This is a genomic window from Lentzea sp. NPDC005914, assembly GCF_040629405.1.
Taxonomy (GTDB): Bacteria; Actinomycetota; Actinomycetes; order Mycobacteriales; family Pseudonocardiaceae; genus Lentzea.
The window spans coordinates 35,530-56,329 of the sequence record NZ_JBEXVQ010000015.1; the positions used below are offsets into that span (position 1 = coordinate 35,530).

The 20,800-nt window shown below is 70.5% G+C and carries 18 protein-coding genes; 12 read left to right on the forward strand and 6 right to left on the reverse strand.

Annotated features, from left to right (window positions below):
- Window positions 1-48 precede the first annotated feature (48 nt).
- The 4 genes from ABZ345_RS21920 to ABZ345_RS21935 all read left to right on the forward strand — a co-directional run bounded on the left by ABZ345_RS21920 (window position 49) and on the right by ABZ345_RS21935 (window position 3,677).
- A complete protein-coding gene (locus ABZ345_RS21920) occupies window positions 49-771 on the forward strand; it encodes a class I SAM-dependent methyltransferase (protein ID WP_359851553.1) in 723 nt (240 codons plus the stop codon).
- Entirely contained in the window at window positions 764-1,375 is a 612-nt protein-coding gene (locus ABZ345_RS21925) for a DinB family protein (RefSeq protein ID WP_359851555.1), read from the forward strand. Before ABZ345_RS21920 ends, ABZ345_RS21925 begins: the two co-directional genes overlap by 8 nt.
- A 5-nt stretch (window positions 1,376-1,380) precedes the next feature.
- Window positions 1,381-1,971, forward strand: coding sequence for a DinB family protein (locus ABZ345_RS21930; RefSeq protein ID WP_359851558.1), 591 nt, complete (start codon window positions 1,381-1,383; stop codon window positions 1,969-1,971).
- Window positions 1,972-2,402: 431 nt separating this feature from the next.
- Window positions 2,403-3,677, forward strand: coding sequence for an FAD-dependent monooxygenase (locus ABZ345_RS21935; protein WP_359851561.1), 1,275 nt, complete (start codon window positions 2,403-2,405; stop codon window positions 3,675-3,677).
- 220 nt (window positions 3,678-3,897) lie between these two features.
- Here ABZ345_RS21935 and ABZ345_RS21940 read toward each other — a convergent pair whose 3' ends face one another.
- A complete protein-coding gene (locus ABZ345_RS21940) occupies window positions 3,898-4,968 on the reverse strand; it encodes an epoxide hydrolase family protein (protein WP_359851564.1) in 1,071 nt (356 codons plus the stop codon).
- Between the two features lie 63 nt (window positions 4,969-5,031).
- On the opposite strand from ABZ345_RS21940, the gene ABZ345_RS21945 reads away from it, so the two are divergent.
- Genes ABZ345_RS21945 through ABZ345_RS21955 form a run of 3 tightly spaced genes read left to right on the forward strand, consistent with a single transcriptional unit; the run spans window position 5,032 to window position 7,089 of the window.
- A complete protein-coding gene (locus ABZ345_RS21945; protein WP_359852026.1) occupies window positions 5,032-5,958 on the forward strand; it encodes a YafY family protein in 927 nt (308 codons plus the stop codon).
- Window positions 5,951-6,526: a pyridoxamine 5'-phosphate oxidase family protein gene (locus ABZ345_RS21950; protein ID WP_359851567.1), complete on the forward strand. Its 576-nt coding sequence runs from the start codon at window positions 5,951-5,953 to the stop codon at window positions 6,524-6,526. The genes ABZ345_RS21945 and ABZ345_RS21950 overlap by 8 nt, the downstream gene beginning before the upstream one ends.
- A gap of 59 nt (window positions 6,527-6,585) precedes the next feature.
- Window positions 6,586-7,089, forward strand: coding sequence for a pyridoxamine 5'-phosphate oxidase family protein (locus ABZ345_RS21955; protein WP_359852029.1), 504 nt, complete (start codon window positions 6,586-6,588; stop codon window positions 7,087-7,089).
- Here the strand turns inward: ABZ345_RS21955 and ABZ345_RS21960 are convergent.
- Window positions 7,066-8,352 carry a M20/M25/M40 family metallo-hydrolase gene (locus ABZ345_RS21960; protein ID WP_359851570.1) on the reverse strand — a complete coding sequence of 429 codons (1,287 nt, stop codon included), beginning with the start codon at window positions 8,350-8,352 and terminating at the stop codon, window positions 7,066-7,068. The genes ABZ345_RS21955 and ABZ345_RS21960 overlap by 24 nt on opposite strands.
- 156 nt (window positions 8,353-8,508) lie before the next feature.
- Complete coding sequence (locus tag ABZ345_RS21965) at window positions 8,509-9,336, reverse strand: M55 family metallopeptidase (RefSeq protein ID WP_359851572.1); 828 nt, start codon at window positions 9,334-9,336, stop codon at window positions 8,509-8,511.
- Window positions 9,337-9,381: 45 nt separating this feature from the next.
- Between ABZ345_RS21965 and ABZ345_RS21970 the strand changes: the two genes are divergently transcribed.
- The 4 genes from ABZ345_RS21970 (at window position 9,382) to ABZ345_RS21985 (ending at window position 14,911) form a co-directional block, all read left to right on the forward strand.
- Window positions 9,382-11,139, forward strand: a complete 1,758-nt coding sequence (locus ABZ345_RS21970) for an ABC transporter substrate-binding protein (protein ID WP_359851575.1) — start codon at window positions 9,382-9,384, stop codon at window positions 11,137-11,139.
- Window positions 11,140-12,090 carry an ABC transporter permease gene (locus ABZ345_RS21975; protein ID WP_359851577.1) on the forward strand — a complete coding sequence of 317 codons (951 nt, stop codon included), beginning with the start codon at window positions 11,140-11,142 and terminating at the stop codon, window positions 12,088-12,090. It begins immediately after the preceding gene.
- 402 nt (window positions 12,091-12,492) lie between these two features.
- Complete coding sequence (locus ABZ345_RS21980) at window positions 12,493-13,383, forward strand: ABC transporter permease (RefSeq protein ID WP_359851579.1); 891 nt, start codon at window positions 12,493-12,495, stop codon at window positions 13,381-13,383.
- 4 nt (window positions 13,384-13,387) lie between these two features.
- A complete protein-coding gene (locus ABZ345_RS21985; protein WP_359851581.1) occupies window positions 13,388-14,911 on the forward strand; it encodes an ABC transporter ATP-binding protein in 1,524 nt (507 codons plus the stop codon).
- Window positions 14,912-15,596: 685 nt separating this feature from the next.
- Here ABZ345_RS21985 and ABZ345_RS21990 read toward each other — a convergent pair.
- Both ABZ345_RS21990 and ABZ345_RS21995 read right to left on the reverse strand, forming a co-directional pair.
- On the reverse strand, window positions 15,597-18,335 hold the full coding sequence (locus tag ABZ345_RS21990; protein WP_359851584.1) for a BTAD domain-containing putative transcriptional regulator: 2,739 nt from the start codon (window positions 18,333-18,335) through the stop codon (window positions 15,597-15,599).
- 29 nt (window positions 18,336-18,364) lie between these two features.
- Window positions 18,365-18,760, reverse strand: a complete 396-nt coding sequence (locus ABZ345_RS21995) for a cupin domain-containing protein (RefSeq protein WP_359851587.1) — start codon at window positions 18,758-18,760, stop codon at window positions 18,365-18,367.
- A 53-nt stretch (window positions 18,761-18,813) separates the two neighbouring features.
- Here ABZ345_RS21995 and ABZ345_RS22000 point away from each other — a divergent pair, with 53 nt between their 5' ends.
- Window positions 18,814-19,785 carry a helix-turn-helix domain-containing protein gene (locus ABZ345_RS22000; protein WP_359851590.1) on the forward strand — a complete coding sequence of 324 codons (972 nt, stop codon included), beginning with the start codon at window positions 18,814-18,816 and terminating at the stop codon, window positions 19,783-19,785.
- Here ABZ345_RS22000 and ABZ345_RS22005 read toward each other — a convergent pair.
- On the reverse strand, window positions 19,763-20,797 hold the full coding sequence (locus ABZ345_RS22005) for a GrpB family protein (RefSeq protein ID WP_359851593.1): 1,035 nt from the start codon (window positions 20,795-20,797) through the stop codon (window positions 19,763-19,765). The genes ABZ345_RS22000 and ABZ345_RS22005 overlap by 23 nt on opposite strands.
- Window positions 20,798-20,800: the final 3 nt, after the last annotated feature.

The following is a 20,800-nucleotide window of genomic DNA, read 5'->3' on the forward strand; positions in this document are numbered from 1 at the left end:
GTGAAGGCCCACTGTCATCCCGCCATCCGTATGGGGTTACCTGGTGAGATGACGCGCTATGACGCTGTGGAGGCCGCTTCGTACCGGGTGGCCCGCGAGATTTCGCTGACGGGGCTGTCGTCGTGGCGCGACGCCGTGGCGCCGTACTTCCTGCCGGGACGGTCCGTGCTGGACCTGGGGGCCGGGACCGGGTTGTTCGTGCGGGCGTTCGGCGAGTGGTTCCCGGACGTGTCCGTGGTGGCGGTGGAGCCTTCGGCGGACATGAGGGCCGCGTCGGGCCTGGCGATGCTGGCCGGGGACGCGTCGGCGGTGCCGTTGCCGGACGCGTCGGTGGACGTGGTGTGGATGTCCACGGTGGTGCACCACGTTCGTGATCTGGCCGCGGCCGGGGCGGAGTTGCGGCGGGTGCTGCGTCCGGGCGGTGTAGTGGTGTTGCGGTCGTTGTTCCGGGAGCGGCACTCCGGGATCGGGTTGTTCCGGTTCTTCCCCGAGGCGGTGCGGGCGCTGGCGTCGTTTCCGACGGTGGACGAGGTCGCGGACGGGATGGGGTTCGTGGTGGAGCGGCTGGAGGCGGTGCCCCAGGTGACCGCGTCGTCGCTGGCGGAGAAGGCATCGAACGTGCGGTGGGAGGCGGACACGCTGCTGCGGTCGCTGTCGGCAGAGGAGTTCTCGGCGGGGCGGGAGCGGCTGGCCGCAGCGGCTCTGGTGGAGCCGGGGCCGGTGGTCGATCACCTGGATCTGCTGGTGCTCAAAACTGTCGGTGGTGTCTGAGACGCTGCTGGGTGTGGATGAGAAGCAGCTGTTGCACCAGTACCTGGACGCGGCTCGATCGGCGTTGCTGTGGAAGCTTTCCGGCCTGTCGGACTACGACGTGCGCCGGCCGTTGACGCCGACCGGGACGAACCTGCTGGGCCTGGTGAAGCACGCGGCCGGGGTGGAGCTCAACTACTTCGGCCGCGTGTTCGGCCGCCCGTTCCCGAATCCTCCGCTGTGGTCGACGGCGGAGGCGTTACCGGCGTCGGACATGTACGCGGCCGAGGACGAGTCGCGCGAGTCGGTGCTGGAGTTCTACGGCGAGGTGCGGTCGTTCGCCGACGCGACGGTCGCCGCGTTGCCGCTGGACGCGCCTGGGGTGGTGACGTGGTGGTCGCCGCAGCGGCGCGAGGTGACGTTGCGGCAGGTTCTGGTGCAGGTGTCGATCGAGCTGCACCGCCACGCGGGGCACGCGGACGTGGTGCGGGAGCTGATCGACGGCGCGGTCGGCATGCAGGACGGCAACTCGAACATGCCGCAGATGCCGGCACAGTGGTGGGCCGAGCACCACGCCCGGCTGGAGGAAATCGCGGCCGCGTCGTCCCAGGTTCTGAAAGGCTGACGGTCATGGCCTCAGATCCGAAAACCGACCTGCACCGCTACCTGCGCACGGCCCGCGAGGTCCTGCTGTGGAAGCTCGAGGGCCTGTCCGACTACGACGTCCGCCGCCCGCTCACCCCGACCGGCACAAACCTGCTGGGCCTGGTCAAGCACGTGGCCACCACCGAGCAGGGGTACTTCGGCGCGTGCATGGGCCGTACGTTCCCCGAGACGCTCCCGTGGGAGCAGCAGATCGACGACGGCACCGACCCGAACGCGGACATGTTCGCGACGGCCGACGAGTCGCGCGAGGACATCCTGTCGCTGTACGCGCGGGTCGCGGAGTTCTCCGACGGCGTGATCTCCGAACTGCCGCTGGACGCGCCGGGCGTGGTGCCGTGGTGGCCGGAGGAGCGCCGGTACGTGACGCTGCACCTGCTGCTGGTGCACATGGTCGCGGAGGTGAACCGGCATGCCGGCCATGCGGACATCCTGCGCGAGGGGCTGGATGGGGCGGCTGGGTTGCGGGCCGGGGTGACGAACATGCCTGAGCAGGACTGGGTGGGGTATCGGGAGCGGTTGGAGCAGGTGGCGAAGGAGGCGTCGGGGCGGGCGTGAGTTGCTCGTTGTGGCGCGCGGGATTGTTGGCGCGCGGGTTGTACGGCGGGCGTTGTGGCGCGCGGATGGAGTGGTCGGGCTTGGAGCGATCAGGCTTTGGGCGATCAGCGTTGGCGCAGGCGGTCTTGGCGCAGTTGGTCTTGAGGCCGTCGGTTTTGTGGCGGTCCGTCTTAGGGCGGTCACCTTTAGGGCGGTCAGCGTTGGCGCGGTCCGTAATGGGCTCGCCGGTCTTGGTGTGGCCGATCACGGAGGCTTCGGGCCGAGGCGATGGCCACTCGAACGGGTGAACGGTGTCATGGATTCACGCGTGAGGCCCTCTAGTAGATGTCCTGATTTCATGATCTACCGCCTCCCGCAAAGAAGGCGGAGCGCGGGGCGGATGGCATGACTGCGCCACTGGTCAAGATCGGCTCCACGTCCCCTCGGGGTTCGTGGATCTTCGTACACTCTCGGACGGTCGTCCGGACTGGGGATTGGGGGCCGCGGTGAGCGGTATCAGGGTGTTGGTGGCGGGAGCGAGCGTCGCGGGACCGGCGCTGGCCCACTGGTTGCGCCGGCGGGGAGCCGAGGTGACCGTGGTGGAGCGGGCTCCCGGGTTGCGTCCGGGCGGTCAGGCGGTGGACGCGCGCGGGGTGACCAAGGAAGTCATCACGCGGATGGGGCTGGACGCGGCGGTGCGCGCGGCCTGCACCGACACCGCGGGCGCACACACCGTGGACATCGACGGAAACGTGCTGGAGACCTTCCGCGCCGACGACCACGGCGGTGACGGGTTCATCGCGGACATCGAGATCCTGCGCGGAGACCTGTCGCAGGTGCTCTACGACGACACCCGCGACGGTGTCGAGTACCTGTTCGGCGACCGGATCGCCGAGCTCACCCAGGACGCGGACGGCGTCGACGTGACCTTCGCGGGCGGCGAGCGGCGGCGTTTCGACCTGGTGGTCGGGGCCGACGGGCTGCACTCGGCGTTGCGCGCGATGGTGTTCGGGCCGCGCGAGCGGTTCATCCGGCACCTCGGGCTCGTGCTGGCCTTCTACAGCGTGCCCAACGAGTTCGGGCTGGACCGCTGGCTGGTCGAGTACCAGGAACCGAAGACCGGGCGCTCCGCAATGTTGCGGCCCATCCAGGACGCGACCAGGGCGATGGCGATGTTCTCGTTTCCCGCGGCCGATTTTGAGGTCGACTACCGCGATGTCGAGGGGCAGAAGCGGCTGCTGCGCGAGCAGATGGACGGCCTGGGCTGGCTGACGCCGCGCATCCTCGAGCACCTGGACGACTCCCCGGACTTCTACCTCGACCAGGTCGCTCAGGTGGTGATGGACCGCTGGTCGCAGGGGCGGGTGGGGCTGATCGGGGACGCGGCGTTCAGCTCGTCGCCGATGTCGGGGCAGGGCACTGGGCTGGCTCTGGTCGGCGCCTACCTGCTGGCCGGGGAGTTGGCCTCCGCGGGCTGGGATCCCGAGGCGGGGTTCGCGGGCTACGAGGCGCGGATGCGCTCGTTCGTCGAGGCCAACCAGGAGATCGGCAAGGCGCACGCCCACAGCCGGCTTCCGGACGCCGAACCGGACCCGGAGCCCGACATGGACGCGCTGATGGCGCTGGTGGACCGCGCGCTCAACGGCGTCGAACTGCCCGACTACGCCGAGCTGCCCGACTACGCCGAGCTGCCCGACTACGCCGGGCTGCCGGATTCCGGGGCCTAGGACCACGAGCAGCCCACGACTCGAAGCCCACAACTCCTGGGGCTCGGACTCCCAGGGCCAGGACACCGAGCCAACCCGCACGGCATCACGACGATGCCGGTCCACCTGGGGTGGGCCACGCCGTCCCAGCCCAGGACTCCCAGGACTCCAGTGCCAGGACTCCAGGGCCTGGGGCCACGAGCACGCCCCGGACTACCAGAAGCCCAGGGCTGCCAAGGACTTACGAGGCGGCGCTGAAGTACTTGAGGACGTCGGCGACGTAGAGGTCGGGCACCTCGATGGCCGGGAAGTGGCCGCCGCGGTCGTATTCGGTCCAGTGCTCGACCTCATGCGCCGGGTCGAGCAGGGAGCGGATGCCGGTGTCGGCGGCGAAGGTCGCGAAGCCGGTGGGTGCGGGGGCTGCTCCCCAGGTGCCGGGTGAGTTCATGGACTCGTAGATGAACTCGGCGGCGGTGGCGCCGGTGCCGGTGAACCAGTAGATCGACACGGCGGTGAGCAGGGCGTCGCGGTCGACGATCGAGCACCAGGCCTGGAACTTCTCGTAGATCCAGGCGAGCAGGCCTACCGGCGAGTCCGTGAGGGAGAAGCCGATGGTCCACGGTTTGGTCGACATCAGCTGCAGGTAGCCCAGGCCGGTGGCGACCAGGTCGTTGAACCGTTCGGCGCGGGCCAGTTCGGTGCCGGTCAGGCCGTCCACGGCGAGCGGGCCGCCGAACGGGTGGGCGCTGGGGCCGTTGATGTGCAGGGCGGTCACGGCGGGCGTGAGGCGGCTCATCGCGCCGGCGATGCCCGCGCCGACGTCGCCCGCCTGGATGCCGTAGCGGTTGTAGCCCAGCGAGTCCATGAGTGTCACGAACGCGGCGGCGGTGCGGGAGACGTCCCACGCGCCGGTGACCGGGACGGAGAAGCCGAAGCCCGGGATGGACGGCACTACGACGTGGTGGTCGCGGGCGAGGTCGGCGATCACGGCGGCGTACTCGGCGAACGTCGAGGGCCAGCCGTGGATCAGCAGCAGCGGCAGGGCGTCGGGGCGTTCGCTGCGGATGTGGACGAAGTGGATGCGCTGGCCGTCGATCTCCGAGACGAACTGCGGGAAGGCGTTGAGACGGGCCTCGGCGGCGCGCCAGTCGAAGCCGTCGGCCCAGTACCGCGCGAGCGAGCGCAGTTCCGCGACTGGCACTCCCCGCCGCCAGCCGTCGCCCGTGCCCTGTGCGGGCCACCGCGCGCTCTGAAGCCGTTGCCGCAGGTCAGAGAGCTCGTTCTGGGGGATCTCCACGCGAAATGTGTCCATGGGTGGAACAGTAGGAGCGATTGCGGAAAGGTTCGTTCCTCATTCGCGGGGAGGATGGAGCTCGTGCTGGAGACGTCGGCGAGGTTGCTGAAGATGCTTTCGTTGCTGCAGACCCCGCGCGACTGGACGGGCCCGGAGCTGGCCGAGCGGCTCGGCGTGACGACCAGGACCGTGCGCAACGACGTGGACCGGCTGCGCACCCTCGGTTATCCGGTGCACGCGACGCCGGGGGTGGCGGGCGGGTACAAGCTCGGCGCCGGGGCGAGCCTGCCGCCGTTGCTGCTCGACGACGAGGAGGCGGTCGCGATCGCGCTGAGCCTGAGCACGCAGGAGTCCGAGACCGCGGCGCAGGCGCTCAAGAAGCTCGAGCAGGTGCTGCCCACCCGGCTGCGGCACCGGCTGAGCACGGTGCAGGAGTACACGGTCGGCACCGCGAAGGAGCTCGACCCCGAGGTGGCGACGAGCATCGTCACCGCCTGCCGCGCCCAGGAACGCCTGCGGTTCGACTACGTCACGTTCGACGGCCGGCAGGACCGCCGCGAGGTCGAGCCCTACCGGCTCGTGCACACCAGGGGCCGCTGGTACCTGGTGGCGTGGGACATCACCAGGCAGGACTGGCGGACCTTCCGGGCCGACCGCGTGCAGCCGCGCGTCCCGAACGGCCCGAGGTTCACCCCGCGCGACCTACCCGACCTGGAGGCCTATCTGGCGCAGGGCCTGGCCACGGCCGCGTGGCGGTTCCGGGCGACGGTCGTGGTCCACGCGCCGGCGCACGAGATCGCCGCGAAGGTCCCGGCGGCGCTGGTGGAGGCCGTCGACGACACGACCTGCCGGATGACGGCCGGGTCGGACACGCCGGAGATGCTCGCGGTCTACCTGGGCATGCTGGGCTGCGACTTCGAGGTCGACGGCCCGCCGGAGCTCGTTCACCACCTGGGAAAGACCGCTGACAGGTTCCGCAAAGCGATCAATACTGCTGAACATGGGTAAGGAATACGAGCGCATCGAGCCGCGGCTGTGGGAGTTCATCGAGAACCAGAAGGTGTTCTTCGTGGCCAGTGCGCCGCTGGCCGGTGACGGGCACGTCAACCTCTCGCCCAAGGGCCGTGAGGGCACGCTGCGGATCCTCGACGACCGCACGGTGGCCTACCTGGACTTCGGCGGCAGCCACGCCGAGACGATCGCGCATCTTCGGGAGAACGGCCGCATCACGTTGATGTGGTGCGCGTTCGAGGGCCCGCCGAACATCGTGCGCGTCCACGGCCGTGGCGAGCCGGTGTTCCGCGACGACCCGCGCTTCGCCGAGCTGGCGGCGGGTTTCGGTGACGCGGACGGCCCGGCGCTGCGGGCGATCATCGTGGTGACGGCCGAGCTGATCTCCGACACGTGCGGGTTCGCGGTGCCGTTCATGGACTACCGCAGCGAACGCGACCTGCACGCGGACTACTTCGGCCGCAAGTCCGACGACGAGTTCCGCGAGTACACCGACAAGAAGCCCTACAACATCGCGAGCATCGACGGTCTGCCCGCGATGCCGCTGCCGTTGCCGCCCCGCTGAAAAATCTTGGGCGCGGCATGTCGAGAACGTCGTGCCGGCTCCGTCCCCTGGGCATGACGATGACGCAGAGCGAGATCAACGAGGTTCTCTCCCGGCCGCTGAGCCAGGAGCTGCTGGCCCGGGACCTGACCCGGCTCGCGTACGTGGCCAAGGACGGCACGCCGCGCTCGATCCCGATCGCGTTCGCCTGGAACGGCGAGCAGATCGTCCTGTGCACCACGCCGAACGCCCCGAAGCTGCACTCGCTGCGGGCGAACCCGGCGGTGGCGCTGACGATCGACACCGAGGTGCACCCGCCGAAGATCCTGCTGATCCGCGGCACCGCCGAGCTGGACCACACCGACGGGATCCCGGACGAGTACCTGCAGATGAACGGCAGCTACGAGATGACGGCGCAGCAGCGGGTGGAGTGGGAGCGCGAGGTCCGCTCGCTCTACACCGACGGCATGGTGCGGATCGTCATCACGCCGACGTGGGCGAAGCTGATCGACTTCGAGAACACCCTGCCGACGCCGGTGCAGGAACTGGTGCAGCGGCGCTCAGCTCGACAGGAAGCGGTCTAGAACGCGGACGCCGAACTCGAGGCCTTCGACGGGGACGCGTTCGTCGACGCCGTGGGCCATCGACCGGTAGTCGAAGCCGGCGGGCAGCGACAGCGGCGAGAAGCCGTAGCAGTGGATCCCGAGCTGGCTGAACGCCTTGGCGTCGGTGCCGCCGCCGAGGCAGTACGGCACGACCACGCCGGCGGGGTCCTCGTCGCGCAATGCCTCAGCCATCGACGCGAACCACGTGGTGTCCACGGGTGCCTCGACCGGCGGCTGATGTTCCAGGAACTCCCGTGTCACGCCCTCGCACAGCAGCGAGTCGATGGTCGCTTCGAGCTCGGCGACGGTGCCGGGCAGCGTGCGCACGTCGAGCTGGGCGGTCGCGGTGCCGGGGATGACGTTCACCTTGTACCCGGCCTGCAGCATCGTCGGCGTCGTGGAGCACCGCACGGTGTTCTCCACGAGCTTCGCGGCGGGTCCGAGACGGCTGATCGTGCCGTCGACGTCCTCCAGGTCGACCTCGACACCGAGCGCTTTGCCCGCGCCCACGAGGAACGCCTCGACCGTGGGCGTCAACCGGACGGGGTGTTCGTGTGCCGCGATGCGCGCCAACGACGTGACCAGCGCCGTCACCGCGTTCTGGGCGTTGCGCCGTGAGCCGTGGCCCGCGCGGCCGACGGCGGTGAGCTTCATGTGCGAGGTGCCGCGCTCGGCCGTGCCGATCGGGTACAGCCGGGTGCCGTCGACGTCGAAGGAGAACCCGCCGGACTCGCTGATCGCGGCCTCGACCCCGGCGAAGTGGGCGGCGTGGTGCTCGACGAGCCAGTGTGCGCCGTAGACGCCCTGGTCCTCCTCGTCCGCGACGAACGCCAGCACCACGTCGCGGCGCGGCCGGCGGCCCTCGGTGTGCCAGCGGTTGACCACGGCCAGCGTCATCGCGGCCATGTCCTTCATGTCCACGGCGCCGCGGCCGTGTACGAAGCCGTCGCGGATCTCGCCGGCGAACGGGTCGAAGCTCCACTCGGCGGCGTCGGCGGGCACGACGTCGAGGTGCGCCTGGACGAGCACGGCGGGCAGCGACGGGTCGGTGCCGTGGATGCGCGCGAGGACGTTGGTGCGGCGCGGCGCGGGTTCGAGCAGCGTGGGTGGCACGCCGTTGTCCTGCAGGATCGCGGCGACGTACTCGGCGGCCTCGCGTTCGCCCTCACTCGAACCGCCACCGCGGTTGGTCGTGTCGAAGCGGATGAGCTGCGCGCACAGCTGCGCCACGTCCAGCGTCATGCCGCCACCGTATCCGCACCCGAACCGACCAGTGCTTCCAGGCCTGATACAACCGGTGGACACGGGCAGACCGGAGGGGTGGGGGCTCGAGGATGATCCGTCTGGTTCAGATCAGCGCACTGCCGGACAGTGGTCGTAGCACTGCACCGGGCGCGGTCAGCCGTAGATGCCCTCGATCGCACCCGCCGCGACGTGCGTGACGACCTTGAACGCCTTCATCGCCTCGGTCATCGTCGCGGCGTCGAACCCGACCCGGCGCGCGCCGATCAGCTCGACGGTGGGCACGACCGCGGCGGCGTCGGCCAGGTGCGTGGCGTCGAACTCGACCTCGATCCGGTGCGGCGCCACCACACCCTCGCCACGCCCGGCCGAGGCCATCGCGGCGGTGGCGGCTTCTGTGATCTGTGAAAAAGCCACGGCGGGTGGCAGGCACACGGCCGCATACCGCGACACGCACTCCTTCACGGCGACGCCTAGAGCCCCTGGCGCATAGGAGGAAGCGTCCTCGCAGGTCAGGTCGTCACCGGTCACCAGCAGTACCGGAACCCCGTACTCGGCGGCCAGGGCGGCGTTGAGCCGGCCTTCGGAGGCGTGCACGCCGTCGAGCCACACGCCGGTGATCGAGTTCTCCAGGTAGGTGTGGGCGAGCACGCCGGGAGAGCCCGCCGCGGTGTGGTAGCCGAGGAAGACGACACCGTCCACGCCGCTGTCGATGCCCTGCATCATCGACAGCGGTTTGTGCCGGCCGGTGAGCAGGCGTGCCGAGGTGTGCAGGTCCTCGAGCAGCAGGTTGCGCTGCGAGGAGTGGGCCTCGTTGACGAGCACGGCGGTGGCGCCGCCCGCGACCAGGCCTTCCGCGCACGCGTTGACGTCTCCGGTGAAAAGGCGCCGCTTCCGTTGCCACTGCTCGGTGCCGGGGACGACGTCGCCGGTCCAGGTGACTCCGGTGGCGCCTTCCATGTCCGCCGAGATCATGATCCGCACAACTGGGTAACGTAGCGGTGGGCTGCTGGGGAAGAGGGGTATTTCGTGCGTGTGAAGGCGTGCGCGTTGCTTGCAATAGCAACGACACTGGGGCTGGCGGCACCACCGGCGGTCGCTCAGGGGCCGGTGATCCTCAAGGTCGCCATCGTGCAGCAGATCGACTCGATGAACCCGTTCCTCGCGGTGTTCCAGTCGAGCACCGAGGTCGGCCGGTTGATGTACGACTACCTGACCGCCTACGCGGCAGACGACCAGCGGGTCACCGAGGGCATCGCGAACAGATGGGAGCCCTCGGCGGACAAGCTCACGTGGACGTTCACCGTCCCGGAGGGCAAGAAGTGGTCCGACGGGCAGCCGATCACGGCGCGCGACGTCGCGTTCACCTACAACCTGATGCTGACCGACGAGGTCGCGCGGACCGCGAACGGCAGCTTCGTCACCAACTTCGAGTCGGTCACCGCGACCGACGACAAGACGGTGGTGATCAAGACCAAGGCGCCGCAGGTCACCATGCTGGCGCTGGACATCCCGATCGTGCCCGAGCACGTGTGGGCGAAGGCCGGCAGCATCAAGGACTATGCCAACGACCAGATGCCGGTCGTGGGCTCGGGCCCTTTCGTGCTGACCGAGCACGTGGCCGGCCAGTTCATCAAGCTCAAGGCCAACAAGAACTACTGGCGTGGCGCGGCGAAGTACGACGAGCTGCACTTCGTGTACTTCCAGAACTCCGACGCCGCGGTGCAGGCGCTGGCCAAGGGCGAGGTGGACCTGGTCAACCGGATGGCGCCGGCCCAGTTCGACTCGCTCAAGGACAAGGCCGGCGTCGCGCGCAACAAGGCGCAGGGCCGCCGGTTCACCGAGCTGCTGATCAACCCCGGCGCGCAGACGCGGTCCGGGGAGCCGATCGGGGACGGCAACCCGGCGCTCAAGGACGTGCGGGTGCGGCGGGCGATCGCGCAGGCCGTCGACCTCGACGCGCTGGTGCAGCGGGTGAACCTGGGCTACGCGGAGAAGGGGTCCGGGCTGGTGCCGCCGGTGTTCGACAAGTGGCACTGGCAGCCGGGCGAGAACGAGCTGCGCAAGTTCGACCCCGCCGCCGCGAACGCCGCCCTCGACGCGGCCGGTTTCCCGCGCAAGCCCGACGGCTCGCGGTTCGCGCTGCGGCTGGTCGGCCGTGCCGGGCGCGCCTACGACGAGCAGGCCAGCGAGTACCTGAAGCGGTCGATGAGCGACATCGGCATCCCCCTGGACGTGCAGCTGGTGTCGGACAACCAGCTCAACGAGGCGACCACGGCGGCGACCTACGACCTGGCGTTCTCCGGCTGGGCGACGAACGTGGACCCGGACTTCATCCTGGGGTTGCACACGTGCGCGCAGCGGCCGGGCGCGGACGGCAAGGGCGGCACCACCGACGCCTACTTCTGCGACGCGACCTACGACCAGCTCTACGCGCGGCAGCTCTCGGAGTTCGACGAGGGCAAGCGGGTGGAGATCGTCAAGCAGATGCAGGCCCGCTTCTACGACCAGGTGCCCGCGGTGGTGCTGTCGTACGAGAACGCGCTGGAGGCCTACCGGTCCGACCACTTCGCGCGGTTCACGACGCAGCCCGCGCAGGGTGGCGTGATCATGGCGCAGAACGGCATGTGGGGCTACTACGGCGCCGAGCCCGCGGCCCGCACGGCGGGTGCGTCGAGCAGCAAGTGGCCCGCGATCGCGATCGGCGGCATGGTGCTGGTCGCGCTCGTGGTCGTGGGCGTCGTGGTGACACGCCGGCGCCGGGCGACGGCCGGGGAGCGCGAGTAGGTGCGACTGGCCGGTCGACTCGGTGGTGCCGCGCTCAGCCTGGTGATGGTGGCGGTGCTGGGCTTCTTCCTGTTCCGGGTGGTGCCCGGCGACCCCGTCGTGTCAATGACGCGCGGGCGGCCGACGACAGCGGCGATGCAGGCCGAACTGCGGGTGCAGTTCGGCCTGGACCGCCCGCTGTACGAACAGTTCTGGAGCTACCTCACCTCGCTGCTGCGCGGTGATCTCGGGACGTCGTTCACGTTCCGGCGGCCCGTGGCGGACGTGATCCTGGAACGCCTCGGGCCGACGCTGCTGCTGGTCGGCACGGCGACGCTGATCGCCGTGGGGCTCGGGCTGTGGCTCGGGGTGCGGGCGGCGTGGCGGCGTGACTCGGCGTTCGACAAGGTGACGACGGGTGTGTCGCTGACGTTGTGGGCCGTGCCGACGTTCTGGCTCGGCATGCTGCTGATGATGGCCACGGGTGACCTGTTCCCGTCGCGGGGCATGCGCGACACCGACACCGCGCCGGACTTCGTCTCGCAGGCCCTCGACATCGCCCATCACCTGGTGCTGCCGTCGATCACGCTGGTCGCGGTGGTGTGCGCGGAGTACATGCTCGTGATGCGGTCGTCGCTGCTGGAGGAGATGCACGCCCCGTACCTCACGACGGCGCGCGCGAAGGGCCTGCGCGACGACCTGGTGCGCCGCCGCCACGCGGTGCCGAACGCGGTGCTGCCGGCGATCACGCTGGTGTTCATGCGGTTCGGGCTGGTGGTGGCCGGGGCGATCACGACCGAGACGGTGTTCTCCTGGCCCGGGCTGGGGTTGTTGTTCTACGACGCGCTGACCGGGCCGGACTACTTCCTGCTGCAGGGGTTGTTGCTGACGACGGCGGGCGCGGTCGTGGTGATGAACCTGCTGGCCGACCTGCTGCACGGGGTCCTGGATCCACGGGTGAAGGTCGTATGAGCGGGGTGGGCACGCGGAGGCTCGGCAGGGCTGGCCTGAGTGGGGCTGGTCGGGTTTGGGCCAGTCGCGGCGGGAACGGCCGGAGTGGGGCTGGCTGGGGTGAGGCTGGACGGAGCGGCACTGGCTGGGGCAGAGCCGGCGAGGTCGGTTCTGGTGGGGTCTGGGCTGATAGCGGCGGGGATGGCTGGAGCGGCGCCGGTCGGAGTGGCGCTGGTCCGGTCGGTGTTGGCCGGAACACAGCCGGGCGGAGCACAGCCGGTCGGGTCCGGCCGACTGGGGCCCAGTCGGCCCAGGTCGCGGCTGGGAGGGCTGGAGTGGTGCTGGCCGGGCAGGGCTGGTCGGGTCCGGGCCGGTGCGGTCCGGGCGTGTCGGGGCTGGCTGGAGTGGGGCGGTGACGGCGGCATGAGCGGGTTCGGTACACGCCGGGGCAGGGCTGGTCGCGGCGACGGCGGCCTGGGCGGGCTTCTGCGTCACCGGTTCTTCGACCACCGTGCGGGTGTGGCCGCGGGCGCGGTCCTCGTCCTCGCGGCTGTCGCGGCCGTGCTCGCCCCGTTGCTGATCTCCGCGGACGCCCTGGACGTCACGCGGGTGACGGCGGCTCCGTGGCAGCCCCCGAACGCCGGCTACTGGCTGGGCACCGACCACACCGGGCGGTCGGTCGCGCTGCTGGTGGTGCAGGGCGCGGGGACGTCGTTGTTCGTGGGGTTGACGGCGGCGGTGCTCGCGGTCGGGATCGGCACGCTCGTCGGGATCGTGAGCGGACATTTCGGCGGGCTCGTGGCGGGTGCGTTGCTGCGGGTCACGGACTTCTTCCTGGTGCTTCCGGCGCTCGTGCTGGCGATCGCTCTGTCGACGGTGCTGCCGCGCGGGCTGGGAACGATCGTGCTGGCGATCGGCCTGACGGCCTGGCCGTCGACGGCGCGGATGGTGCGGGCGCAGACGCTGACGATCGAGGCGCGGCCGTTCGTGGAGCGCGCGCGGGCTCTGGGGGGCGGGCACTGGCACGTGATCGGGCGGCACGTGTTGCCGTCGGTGGTGCCGTTGGTGCTGGTCAACGCGACGTTGGCGGTGGCGTCGGCGATCGTGGCCGAGTCGACGCTGGCGTTTCTCGGGCTGGGTGACCCGACGCGGATCTCGTGGGGCGCGATGCTGCACCAGGCGCAGTTGCACGGGGCGGTGCCGCAGCGGGCGTGGTGGTTCCTGCTGCCGCCGGGTGTCGCGATCGTGGTGGTGGTGCTGGCGTTCACGCTCGTCGGGCGCGCCCTCGAAGCTGTTGTGACGCCGAAGAGGTGACCCGGTGCTGGAACTGAAGAACCTCTCCGTCCATTACGGACCCAAGCGCGTCGTCAACGACGTCAGCCTTGCTCTGGCACCCGGTCAGACGCTCGGGCTCGCGGGCGAGTCGGGGTCGGGCAAGTCGACGGTGGCGATGTCGGTGCTGCGGTTGCTGCCCGCGGCCGCGCGCGTCGAGGGCGAGATCCTGCTGGACGGCGACGACGTGCGGACGATGTCGTGGGGCAGGCTGCGGGCGGTGCGGTGGGCGTCGGCGTCGATCGTGTTCCAGGGTGCGATGCACTCGCTCAACCCCGTGCAGCGCGTCGGCGACCAGATCGCTGAACCGATGCGCCTGCACGGCACGCACGGCAGCGTCGGCGACCTGCTGGACCAGGTGGAGTTGCCGCGAGAGAAGGCGCGCGCTTATCCGCACGAGCTGTCGGGCGGGCAGAAGCAGCGGGTCATGATCGCGATGGCCCTGGCGTGCGGGCCGAGGCTGGTCATCGCCGACGAGCCGACGACCGCGCTGGACGTGGTCGTGCAGGCGCAGGTGCTCAAGGTGCTCAAACGCCTGGTCGCCGAGCAGGACCTGGGCCTGCTGATGATCAGCCACGACCTGTCGGTGCTCGCGGAGACCTGTGACGACCTCGCGGTGATGCACCGAGGCGAACTGGTCGAGCGCGGCGCCACCCGCACGGTCATCGCCAACCCCCAGCACCCGCACACCGCCGCGCTCACCGCGGCCTTCCCGGTGATCGGCGACCCCGCGCACCGGTGGGTGGAGCCGGTCGCGGAGCCCGCGCCGTTGCTCGAGGTGCGGGACCTGACGGTGGACTACGGTCGGACGCGCGCGGTCGACGGGGTGGACCTGACGATCGGCCGAGGCGAGATCGTGGCGTTGGTCGGGCAGTCCGGATCAGGCAAAACGACACTCGCCCGTACCATAATGGGGCTCCGGAAACCGTCCTCCGGTCGGGTGATCTTCGACGGTGTGGACGTGCCCCGGAAGAGCAAGGCGCTCAAGGCGTTCCGGCGGCAGGTGCAGCTGGTGCTGCAGGACCCGGCGAGCGCCCTGAACCCCCGCCACACCGTGCTCGACGCGGTCGCGGAGGGACTACGGGTCCACGGCATTCCCGGCGACGAGGAATCGCAGGTCACGGCCGCTGTCGAACGTGCGGAACTGCGTCCCGCGAGCCTGTATCTGGAGGCCCTTCCGCACGAGCTGTCCGGGGGTCAGCAGCAGCGGGTGGTGATCGCCGGCGCACTGGTGCTGCAACCCCGTCTGCTGGTGGCCGACGAGCCCGTCGCCTCGCTCGACGCCTCGGTGCGCGGGGAGATCGTGGCGCTGCTGCTCCGGTTGCGGCGTGAGCTGGGCCTTGCTTCATTGATCATCACGCACGACCTCGGACTGGCGTGGCAGATCGCCGATCGGGTCGCGGTGATGCATCAGGGGAAGATCGTTGAACAAGGCTCGGTGGAACAAGTGCTGCTCAACCCGTCTCATGACTACACGCGTGCGTTGCTGCGCGCGGTTCCGCAGGTCTGACAAGTGATCCCGATCGAACACGCCCGGTATCGGGCCTCGCTGACGCCTGCCGAGATCGGGCGGGGCGGGGCCGACGGCTGGGTGGCCGTCGACGAGGTGCCCACGCTGGCCTGGCTGGCGTGGAACGACCTGGGCCGCCCGCCGGGAGTCCTGGGCGAGCTGGCCGAGGCGAGCGAACCGGAGCACGTGCTGGAGCTGTGCCGGATCCTGGCCTCGACCTCCCGCGCGGACACGGCGGCGGTGTGGCGCTACTTGGCGGCGGACTGGGAGCGCACGGGGGAGCGTTCCGACGGCAGGCAGCGTTTTCTGCTGGATCGTGCGACGCGTGGTGAGGGCATGAACTGGCGCGACTTCTCCGCTCTGATGGGCACCGACCGCCCGGAGGAGGTCGACGCGGCGTTCGACCGCGGCGAGGACATGGTCGGCATCTCGGTGATCGGCCTGTCGTTGTCGTACCCGGACCCGTGGGTGACGCTGGCACGCGTCGCGCGCGCGTTGGACCACAACCGCATCGAGGTCCGCAATCACGGCGCCACGGCTCTCGCGCACGTGGCACGGGTGCACGGGGTGGTGTCGCGGGAGTGCCTGGAGGTGCTGCGCCGTCACCCCAACGACGTGGCCGAGGACGACCTGTGGACGTTCATCGCGCACCGCCGGCTGCCGGCGTGGCTGTGGTGGCGGCGGATCAAGGCGCGGATAGGGCGTCGAGTTCCGCGCGCACGGCGGTCTCGGTTACGAGGTTGCGCTGCCTCGCGGCCCGTTGCAGCGCGTCCTCGAAGTGCTCGCGGGCCTGTTCTCGGTCGCCCGAGTCCTTCGCGACGCGGCCGCGTTCCAGCGCGATGTGGCAGCGCATCTCGTCCGGCCCGTACCAGCCGCCCGGGGTCAGCTCCCACGCCTGGTCGCAGTGCGAACGGGCGTCCGCGTAGTCACCGGTGAGCCTGGCCAGCTCGGCCAGGCCCAGGTGAGCACCTGCCTGCACGACCTGCGCTCCGGCGCGGCGGGCGAGGGTGAGCGCGAGGTCGAAGTCGGTCTTGGCGGCGGCGAGGTCGCCCGCGGCGAGGTTCGCGTGGGCACGTCCGGCGACGACTTCCGCGGTGTCCTCGGTGGCGCCGAGCTCGTCGAGCAGCTGCCGCGCGCGTTCGATGTACGCGAGGGCGTCGGCGGTGTCGCCTGCCGCGAGGGCGATCTCGCTGAGCTGGTTGAACGCGAGCGCCGCACCCCACCGGTCACCCGCCAGCCCGAACGCCGCGGCACCCTCCTTCAGCAACTCCGCGCCCGCCAGCGGATCGCCCTCCATGCGTTTGACCAGGCCGTCACCGACGATCGCGAGCGCCACGCTCCACGGGTCGGTGCCCAGCAGCCGGTTGCGGCGGTGCCAGATCTCGGACTCGTCCTCCGGCGCTCCCAGCGCCATGCCCCACATCATCGTCATGATCGGGTAGCGCGGCGGCGCGTCGAGCGTGGCCAGCAGCCCGTCGGCCTGGCGGATCCGCGCGGTCTGGTCACCGGTCGCGACGGGCCACGCGATCAGCAGGCACAACGCGTACTCCTGCTCCCGCCCGTGCGGCGCGGTCTCGCCGCACGCGTGCAGGACGGCTTCTGCCTGTAGAGCGGCTTCCGTGCGGAGCCCGCGGCACCAGTAGTAGGTGGCGAGCGCCGCCACGAGCTCCAGCGCGAGGTCGACGTTGTGGGCAGTGGCCCACGTGACGGCGGCGACGAGGTTGTCGTGGTCGTCCTTGAGCCTCGTGAGCCACTCGATCTGCTCGTGGGCGCGCAGGTGCGGTTCGGCTTGCTGCGCCAGCTCGAGGAACCAGCGGGCGTGGCGCTCGGCGAGGTCCGGTGCGTAACTCGCGCAGAACTCCCGGATGGTGTCGAGCATCCGATAGCGATCTTCAACGACCTCTACGAGCGACTTGTCCACCAACGAGGTCAGAACGTCCACATCGGACTCGGTGACCTCGGTCGCCGCCCGCAGGCTCGCGCTGCCGTGAAAGACGGTGTACCGCGCGGCCAGGTCGCGTTCGGCGGCGGTGAGCAGGTGCCAGCTCCACTCCACGACGGCGTGCAGCGTGCGATGGCGGGGTGCGGCGGTGCGGCTTCCCTTGGACAGCAACCGGAACCGGTCGTCGAGCCGCACCGCGATCTCGGCGAGCGGGAGCGACCGGACACGTGCGGCGGCGAGTTCGATGGCGAGCGCGATCCCGTCCAACCGGCGGCAGACGTCCGCGATGACCTCGTGCTCCGCGGTGAAGCCGGGTTTGACGGCCTGGGCGCGGTCCAGGAACAGCCTGGTGGCGGCGTCGTCGTCGAGCGCGGTGACCGGGCTGAGGGTCTCGCCGGTGATGCCGAGCGGTTCCCGGCTGGTCGCGAGCACCCGGACGTCCGGGCACGCGGCCAGCACGGCCCCGAGCACACGGGCGGCGTCGTCGATGACGTGCTCGCAGTTGTCGACGATCAGCAGCACGTCGCGCGCGGCCAGCGCGGCCAGGAGCCGGTCCTCGCCGCCGACGGCTCCCGCGGACAGCAGGCTCGCCTCCCGGACGCCGACACCGTCGAGCAGCGCTCGTGCGACGTCGGTCGTGGCGCTCAGGTCGACGAACGCCACTTCACCCGGCTCGCGATGGGCCACCTCGACGGCGAGGCGGGTCTTGCCCGTGCCGCCAGGGCCGATGAGTGTGACGAGACGGTTCTCCTGCAGCCACTTGGTCACGCGCCGCAGGTCGTCATCGCGCCCGATGAAACTCGTGAGCTGTGCCGGAACGCCCCGGTGTGGTGCCTGGGCCCTGAGCACCTCCAGGTGTGCGGCGGCCAGGCCGGGGGAGGGATCGACGCCGAGCTCGTCCGCGAGCAGCGCACGGCCCCGCTCGAACACCTCCAGCGCCTCGGCCTGATGGCCGTCGCGGTGCAGGGCACGCATCAACGCCGCCCGCACGTCCTCCCGCAGTGGATCCTCGACCAGAATTTCCCGGAGGTCGTCAGCAGTCCCGCCGGACAGTGCGCAGGTGATGAGCAGTTCTCGGAGCCGGCGGCGCGCGTCCGCCGCGAAAGGCGCGTCGACGTCGGCCAACGCCGTGCCGCGCCACAGTTTGAGCGCCTCCGCACCACGTCCAGCGTCCAGCAGCTCGACACACAGCTGAGCGTCCACTTCGGACGGTCCAGCGGCCAGCCGATAGCCCGCGGGGTGGTGCTCGACGACCAGGCCGGGGATCGTCCTGCGCAGCCGGGACACCTGGGACTGCAGGGCGTTCGCGGCACCGGCGGGCGGCTCGTCGTAGAGACCGTCGAGCAGCCGGGCGTGACCGACGATCCGGCCGGCGTCGAGGGCGAGCATCGCGAGCAGGGCGCGCTGGCGGGGTGCGGGCAGGGCGATCACCGTCCCCGCGTCGTCGTGGACCTCGACCGGCCCCAGCACCCCGAACCTCACATCGCGTGATTCTTCCGCACCGCCGAACTTCAGGAGTGCAGTTCGTGTCCGATCGTCGCGTCCACGTGGGCCGGAACCTCGTCGTGACGATCGCCGACGGTCGGCGTCCCGGTGGGCTCCACCAGCAGAATCGAGGCACCAGAAGGCGCGGACGGCTTGTGGAAGATCCCGCGCGGCACGGTGAACACCGAGCCCTTCGGCAGCGTCACCGTGCGTTCCCCGGCAGGCTCCCGCAACGCGATGCGCAGCTCGCCGTCGAGCACCAGGAAGAACTCGTCGGTGTTGTCGTGCACGTGCCAGACGTGCTCGCCCTCGACCTTGGCGATCCGCACGTCGTAGTCGTTCACGTGCGTGACGATCCGGGGGCTCCACAGGGCGTCGAACGAGGCCAGGGCCTCGTCGAGCGCGATGGGTTCGTTGTTCACGAGACCCAGCCTCGCCGCTCGCGCACACCACGCGTGAGTGCTAGGAATCGCACATGTCGCAAGAATCCTCGCACCGGGTCGTCGTGATCGTGGATGAGAACTCCAACCCGTTCGAGCTCGGCTGCGCCACCGAGGTCTTCGGCCTGCACCGCCCCGAGATCGGCCCCGACCTCTACGACTTCCGGCTCTGCGCACCCCAGCCCGACACCCTCATGCGCGACGGCTTCTTCACCCTCACCGGCGTCGCCACCCTCGACGCCGCGGACACCGCCGACACCCTGATCGTCCCCAACCGGCCCAACGTCGAAGCACCCCGCCGCCCCGCCGTCCTCGACGCCATCCGCCGCGCCCACGCCCGCGGCACCCGCCTCGTCGGCTTCTGCAGCGGCGCCTTCACCCTCGCCGAGGCGGGAGTCCTCGACGGCCGCCGCGCCACCGCGCACTGGCAGTGGGCAGACGAGTTCCGGACCCGCTTCCCGAAGGTCCACCTGGAACCGGACGTGCTGTTCGTCGACGACGGCGACATCCTCACCGCCGCCGGCAGCGCCGCCGCCCTCGACCTCGGCCTGCACATCGTCCGCCGCGACCACGGCGCCGAGATCGCCAACGCGGTGTCGAGGCGGCTCGTGTTCGCCGCCCACCGCGACGGCGGGCAACGCCAGTTCGTCGAACGCCCCGTACCCGACCTGCCCGACGAGTCGCTGGCCCCCGTGATGGCCTGGGCCCAGCAACATCTCGACACCGCGCTGACCGTCGCCGACCTCGCGGCGCAGGCCGCGGTGAGCCCCGCGACCCTGCACCGCCGCTTCCAGGCCCAGCTCGGCACCACACCACTGGCGTGGCTCACCGGCGAACGCGTCACCCTCGCCTGCCGCCTGATCGAACTGGGGGAGCAGCGCTTCGACGTCGTCGCTCGCCGCACCGGACTCGGCACCGCCGCCAACCTCCGGGCGTTGATGCGCCGCGAGACCGGACTGACCCCCTCCGCCTACCGCCGCCGGTTCAGCTCAGCGCCCGCAGGATGATCCGCTCCACCACCCGTGTCTTCGCGGCCGCGTAGTCCTGCACCCGGTTCCACGGCCGCGCCGCCAACGCGCGCTTCGTCCGCTCGTACTCCTCGCGGTCCCGTGGGTGCGTGCGCAGCCGGTCGCGGAACGCCAGCATCCGATCGACCTCCTCACTCGCGGGGGAGAAGACGTGCAGGTTCACGTCCGGCACCGTGCTCTTCAGCAACCGGTGCCCGTGCCAGGAATGCTCCCGCAACCGCAGGTAGTAACCCGCCCCCACCAACGCCGGCGCATAGGCGTCCTCGTCGCCCGAATCCGGCACCACCAGCAGGATGTCGATCACCGGCTTCGCGACCAGCCCCGGCACCGACGTCGACCCGACGTGCTCCAGCCGCACGACCACCTCACCCAGCGCCGCCCGGATCTTCGCCTCCTCCGCCGCGTACCACTGCGGCCACACCGGGTCGTACTCCCGCAACACGATCGGCCCGTCGTGCGGCGGATCCTGCGTCACGAACTCCACGTCCTCCGGCTCCGCCCGCCACGTCACGTAGGCACGCTCGAGGATCTCCAGCACCACCTCGGTCTTCGCGGCCGCGTAGTCCTGCACCCGCTCCCACTCCCGCGCCGACAGGTCCCGCTTCGCCCGCGCGTACAGCTCGCGGTCGGAGTCGTTGTCGCGCAACCAGTCCCGGAAGATCAGATGCCGCCGCACCTGCGCACACCCGCGCGGAAAGACGTGCAGGTTGATGTTCGTGTCCGGGCCCTTGAGGATCCGGTGGTGATGCCAGTCGTCCTCCCGCACGGTCACCCGATACCCAGCGGCCTCCAACGCGGGCACATACGACTCGCCCGCGGCATCGTCCACCACCAGCAACAGGTCGATCACCGGCTTCGCACACAGGCCCGGCACCGACGTCGACCCCACGTGCTCCAGCTCGGCACCCGGTAGCGCGGCCAGAATCCGTTCGCGTTCCCGCTCGTAGAGGCCCGGCCAGGCAGAGTCGTAGTCGGCAAGTTCGATGTTCATGAC

Excerpts from the sequence above, each read along its gene's own strand:
- ABZ345_RS21980 (WP_359851579.1), top strand. The coding sequence starts at position 12,493 with ATGAGCGGGTTCGGTACACGCCGGGGCAGGGCTGGTCGCGGCGACGGC.
- ABZ345_RS21955 (WP_359852029.1), top strand. The coding sequence starts at position 6,586 with ATGACGCAGAGCGAGATCAACGAGGTTCTCTCCCGGCCGCTGAGCCAG.
- ABZ345_RS21960 (WP_359851570.1), bottom strand. The coding sequence starts at position 8,352 with ATGACGCTGGACGTGGCGCAGCTGTGCGCGCAGCTCATCCGCTTCGAC.
- ABZ345_RS21930 (WP_359851558.1), top strand. The coding sequence starts at position 1,381 with ATGGCCTCAGATCCGAAAACCGACCTGCACCGCTACCTGCGCACGGCC.
- ABZ345_RS21940 (WP_359851564.1), bottom strand. The coding sequence starts at position 4,968 with ATGGACACATTTCGCGTGGAGATCCCCCAGAACGAGCTCTCTGACCTG.
- ABZ345_RS21950 (WP_359851567.1), top strand. The coding sequence starts at position 5,951 with ATGGGTAAGGAATACGAGCGCATCGAGCCGCGGCTGTGGGAGTTCATC.
- ABZ345_RS21920 (WP_359851553.1), top strand. The coding sequence starts at position 49 with ATGACGCGCTATGACGCTGTGGAGGCCGCTTCGTACCGGGTGGCCCGC.
- ABZ345_RS22000 (WP_359851590.1), top strand. The coding sequence starts at position 18,814 with ATGTCGCAAGAATCCTCGCACCGGGTCGTCGTGATCGTGGATGAGAAC.
- ABZ345_RS22005 (WP_359851593.1), bottom strand. The coding sequence starts at position 20,797 with ATGAACATCGAACTTGCCGACTACGACTCTGCCTGGCCGGGCCTCTAC.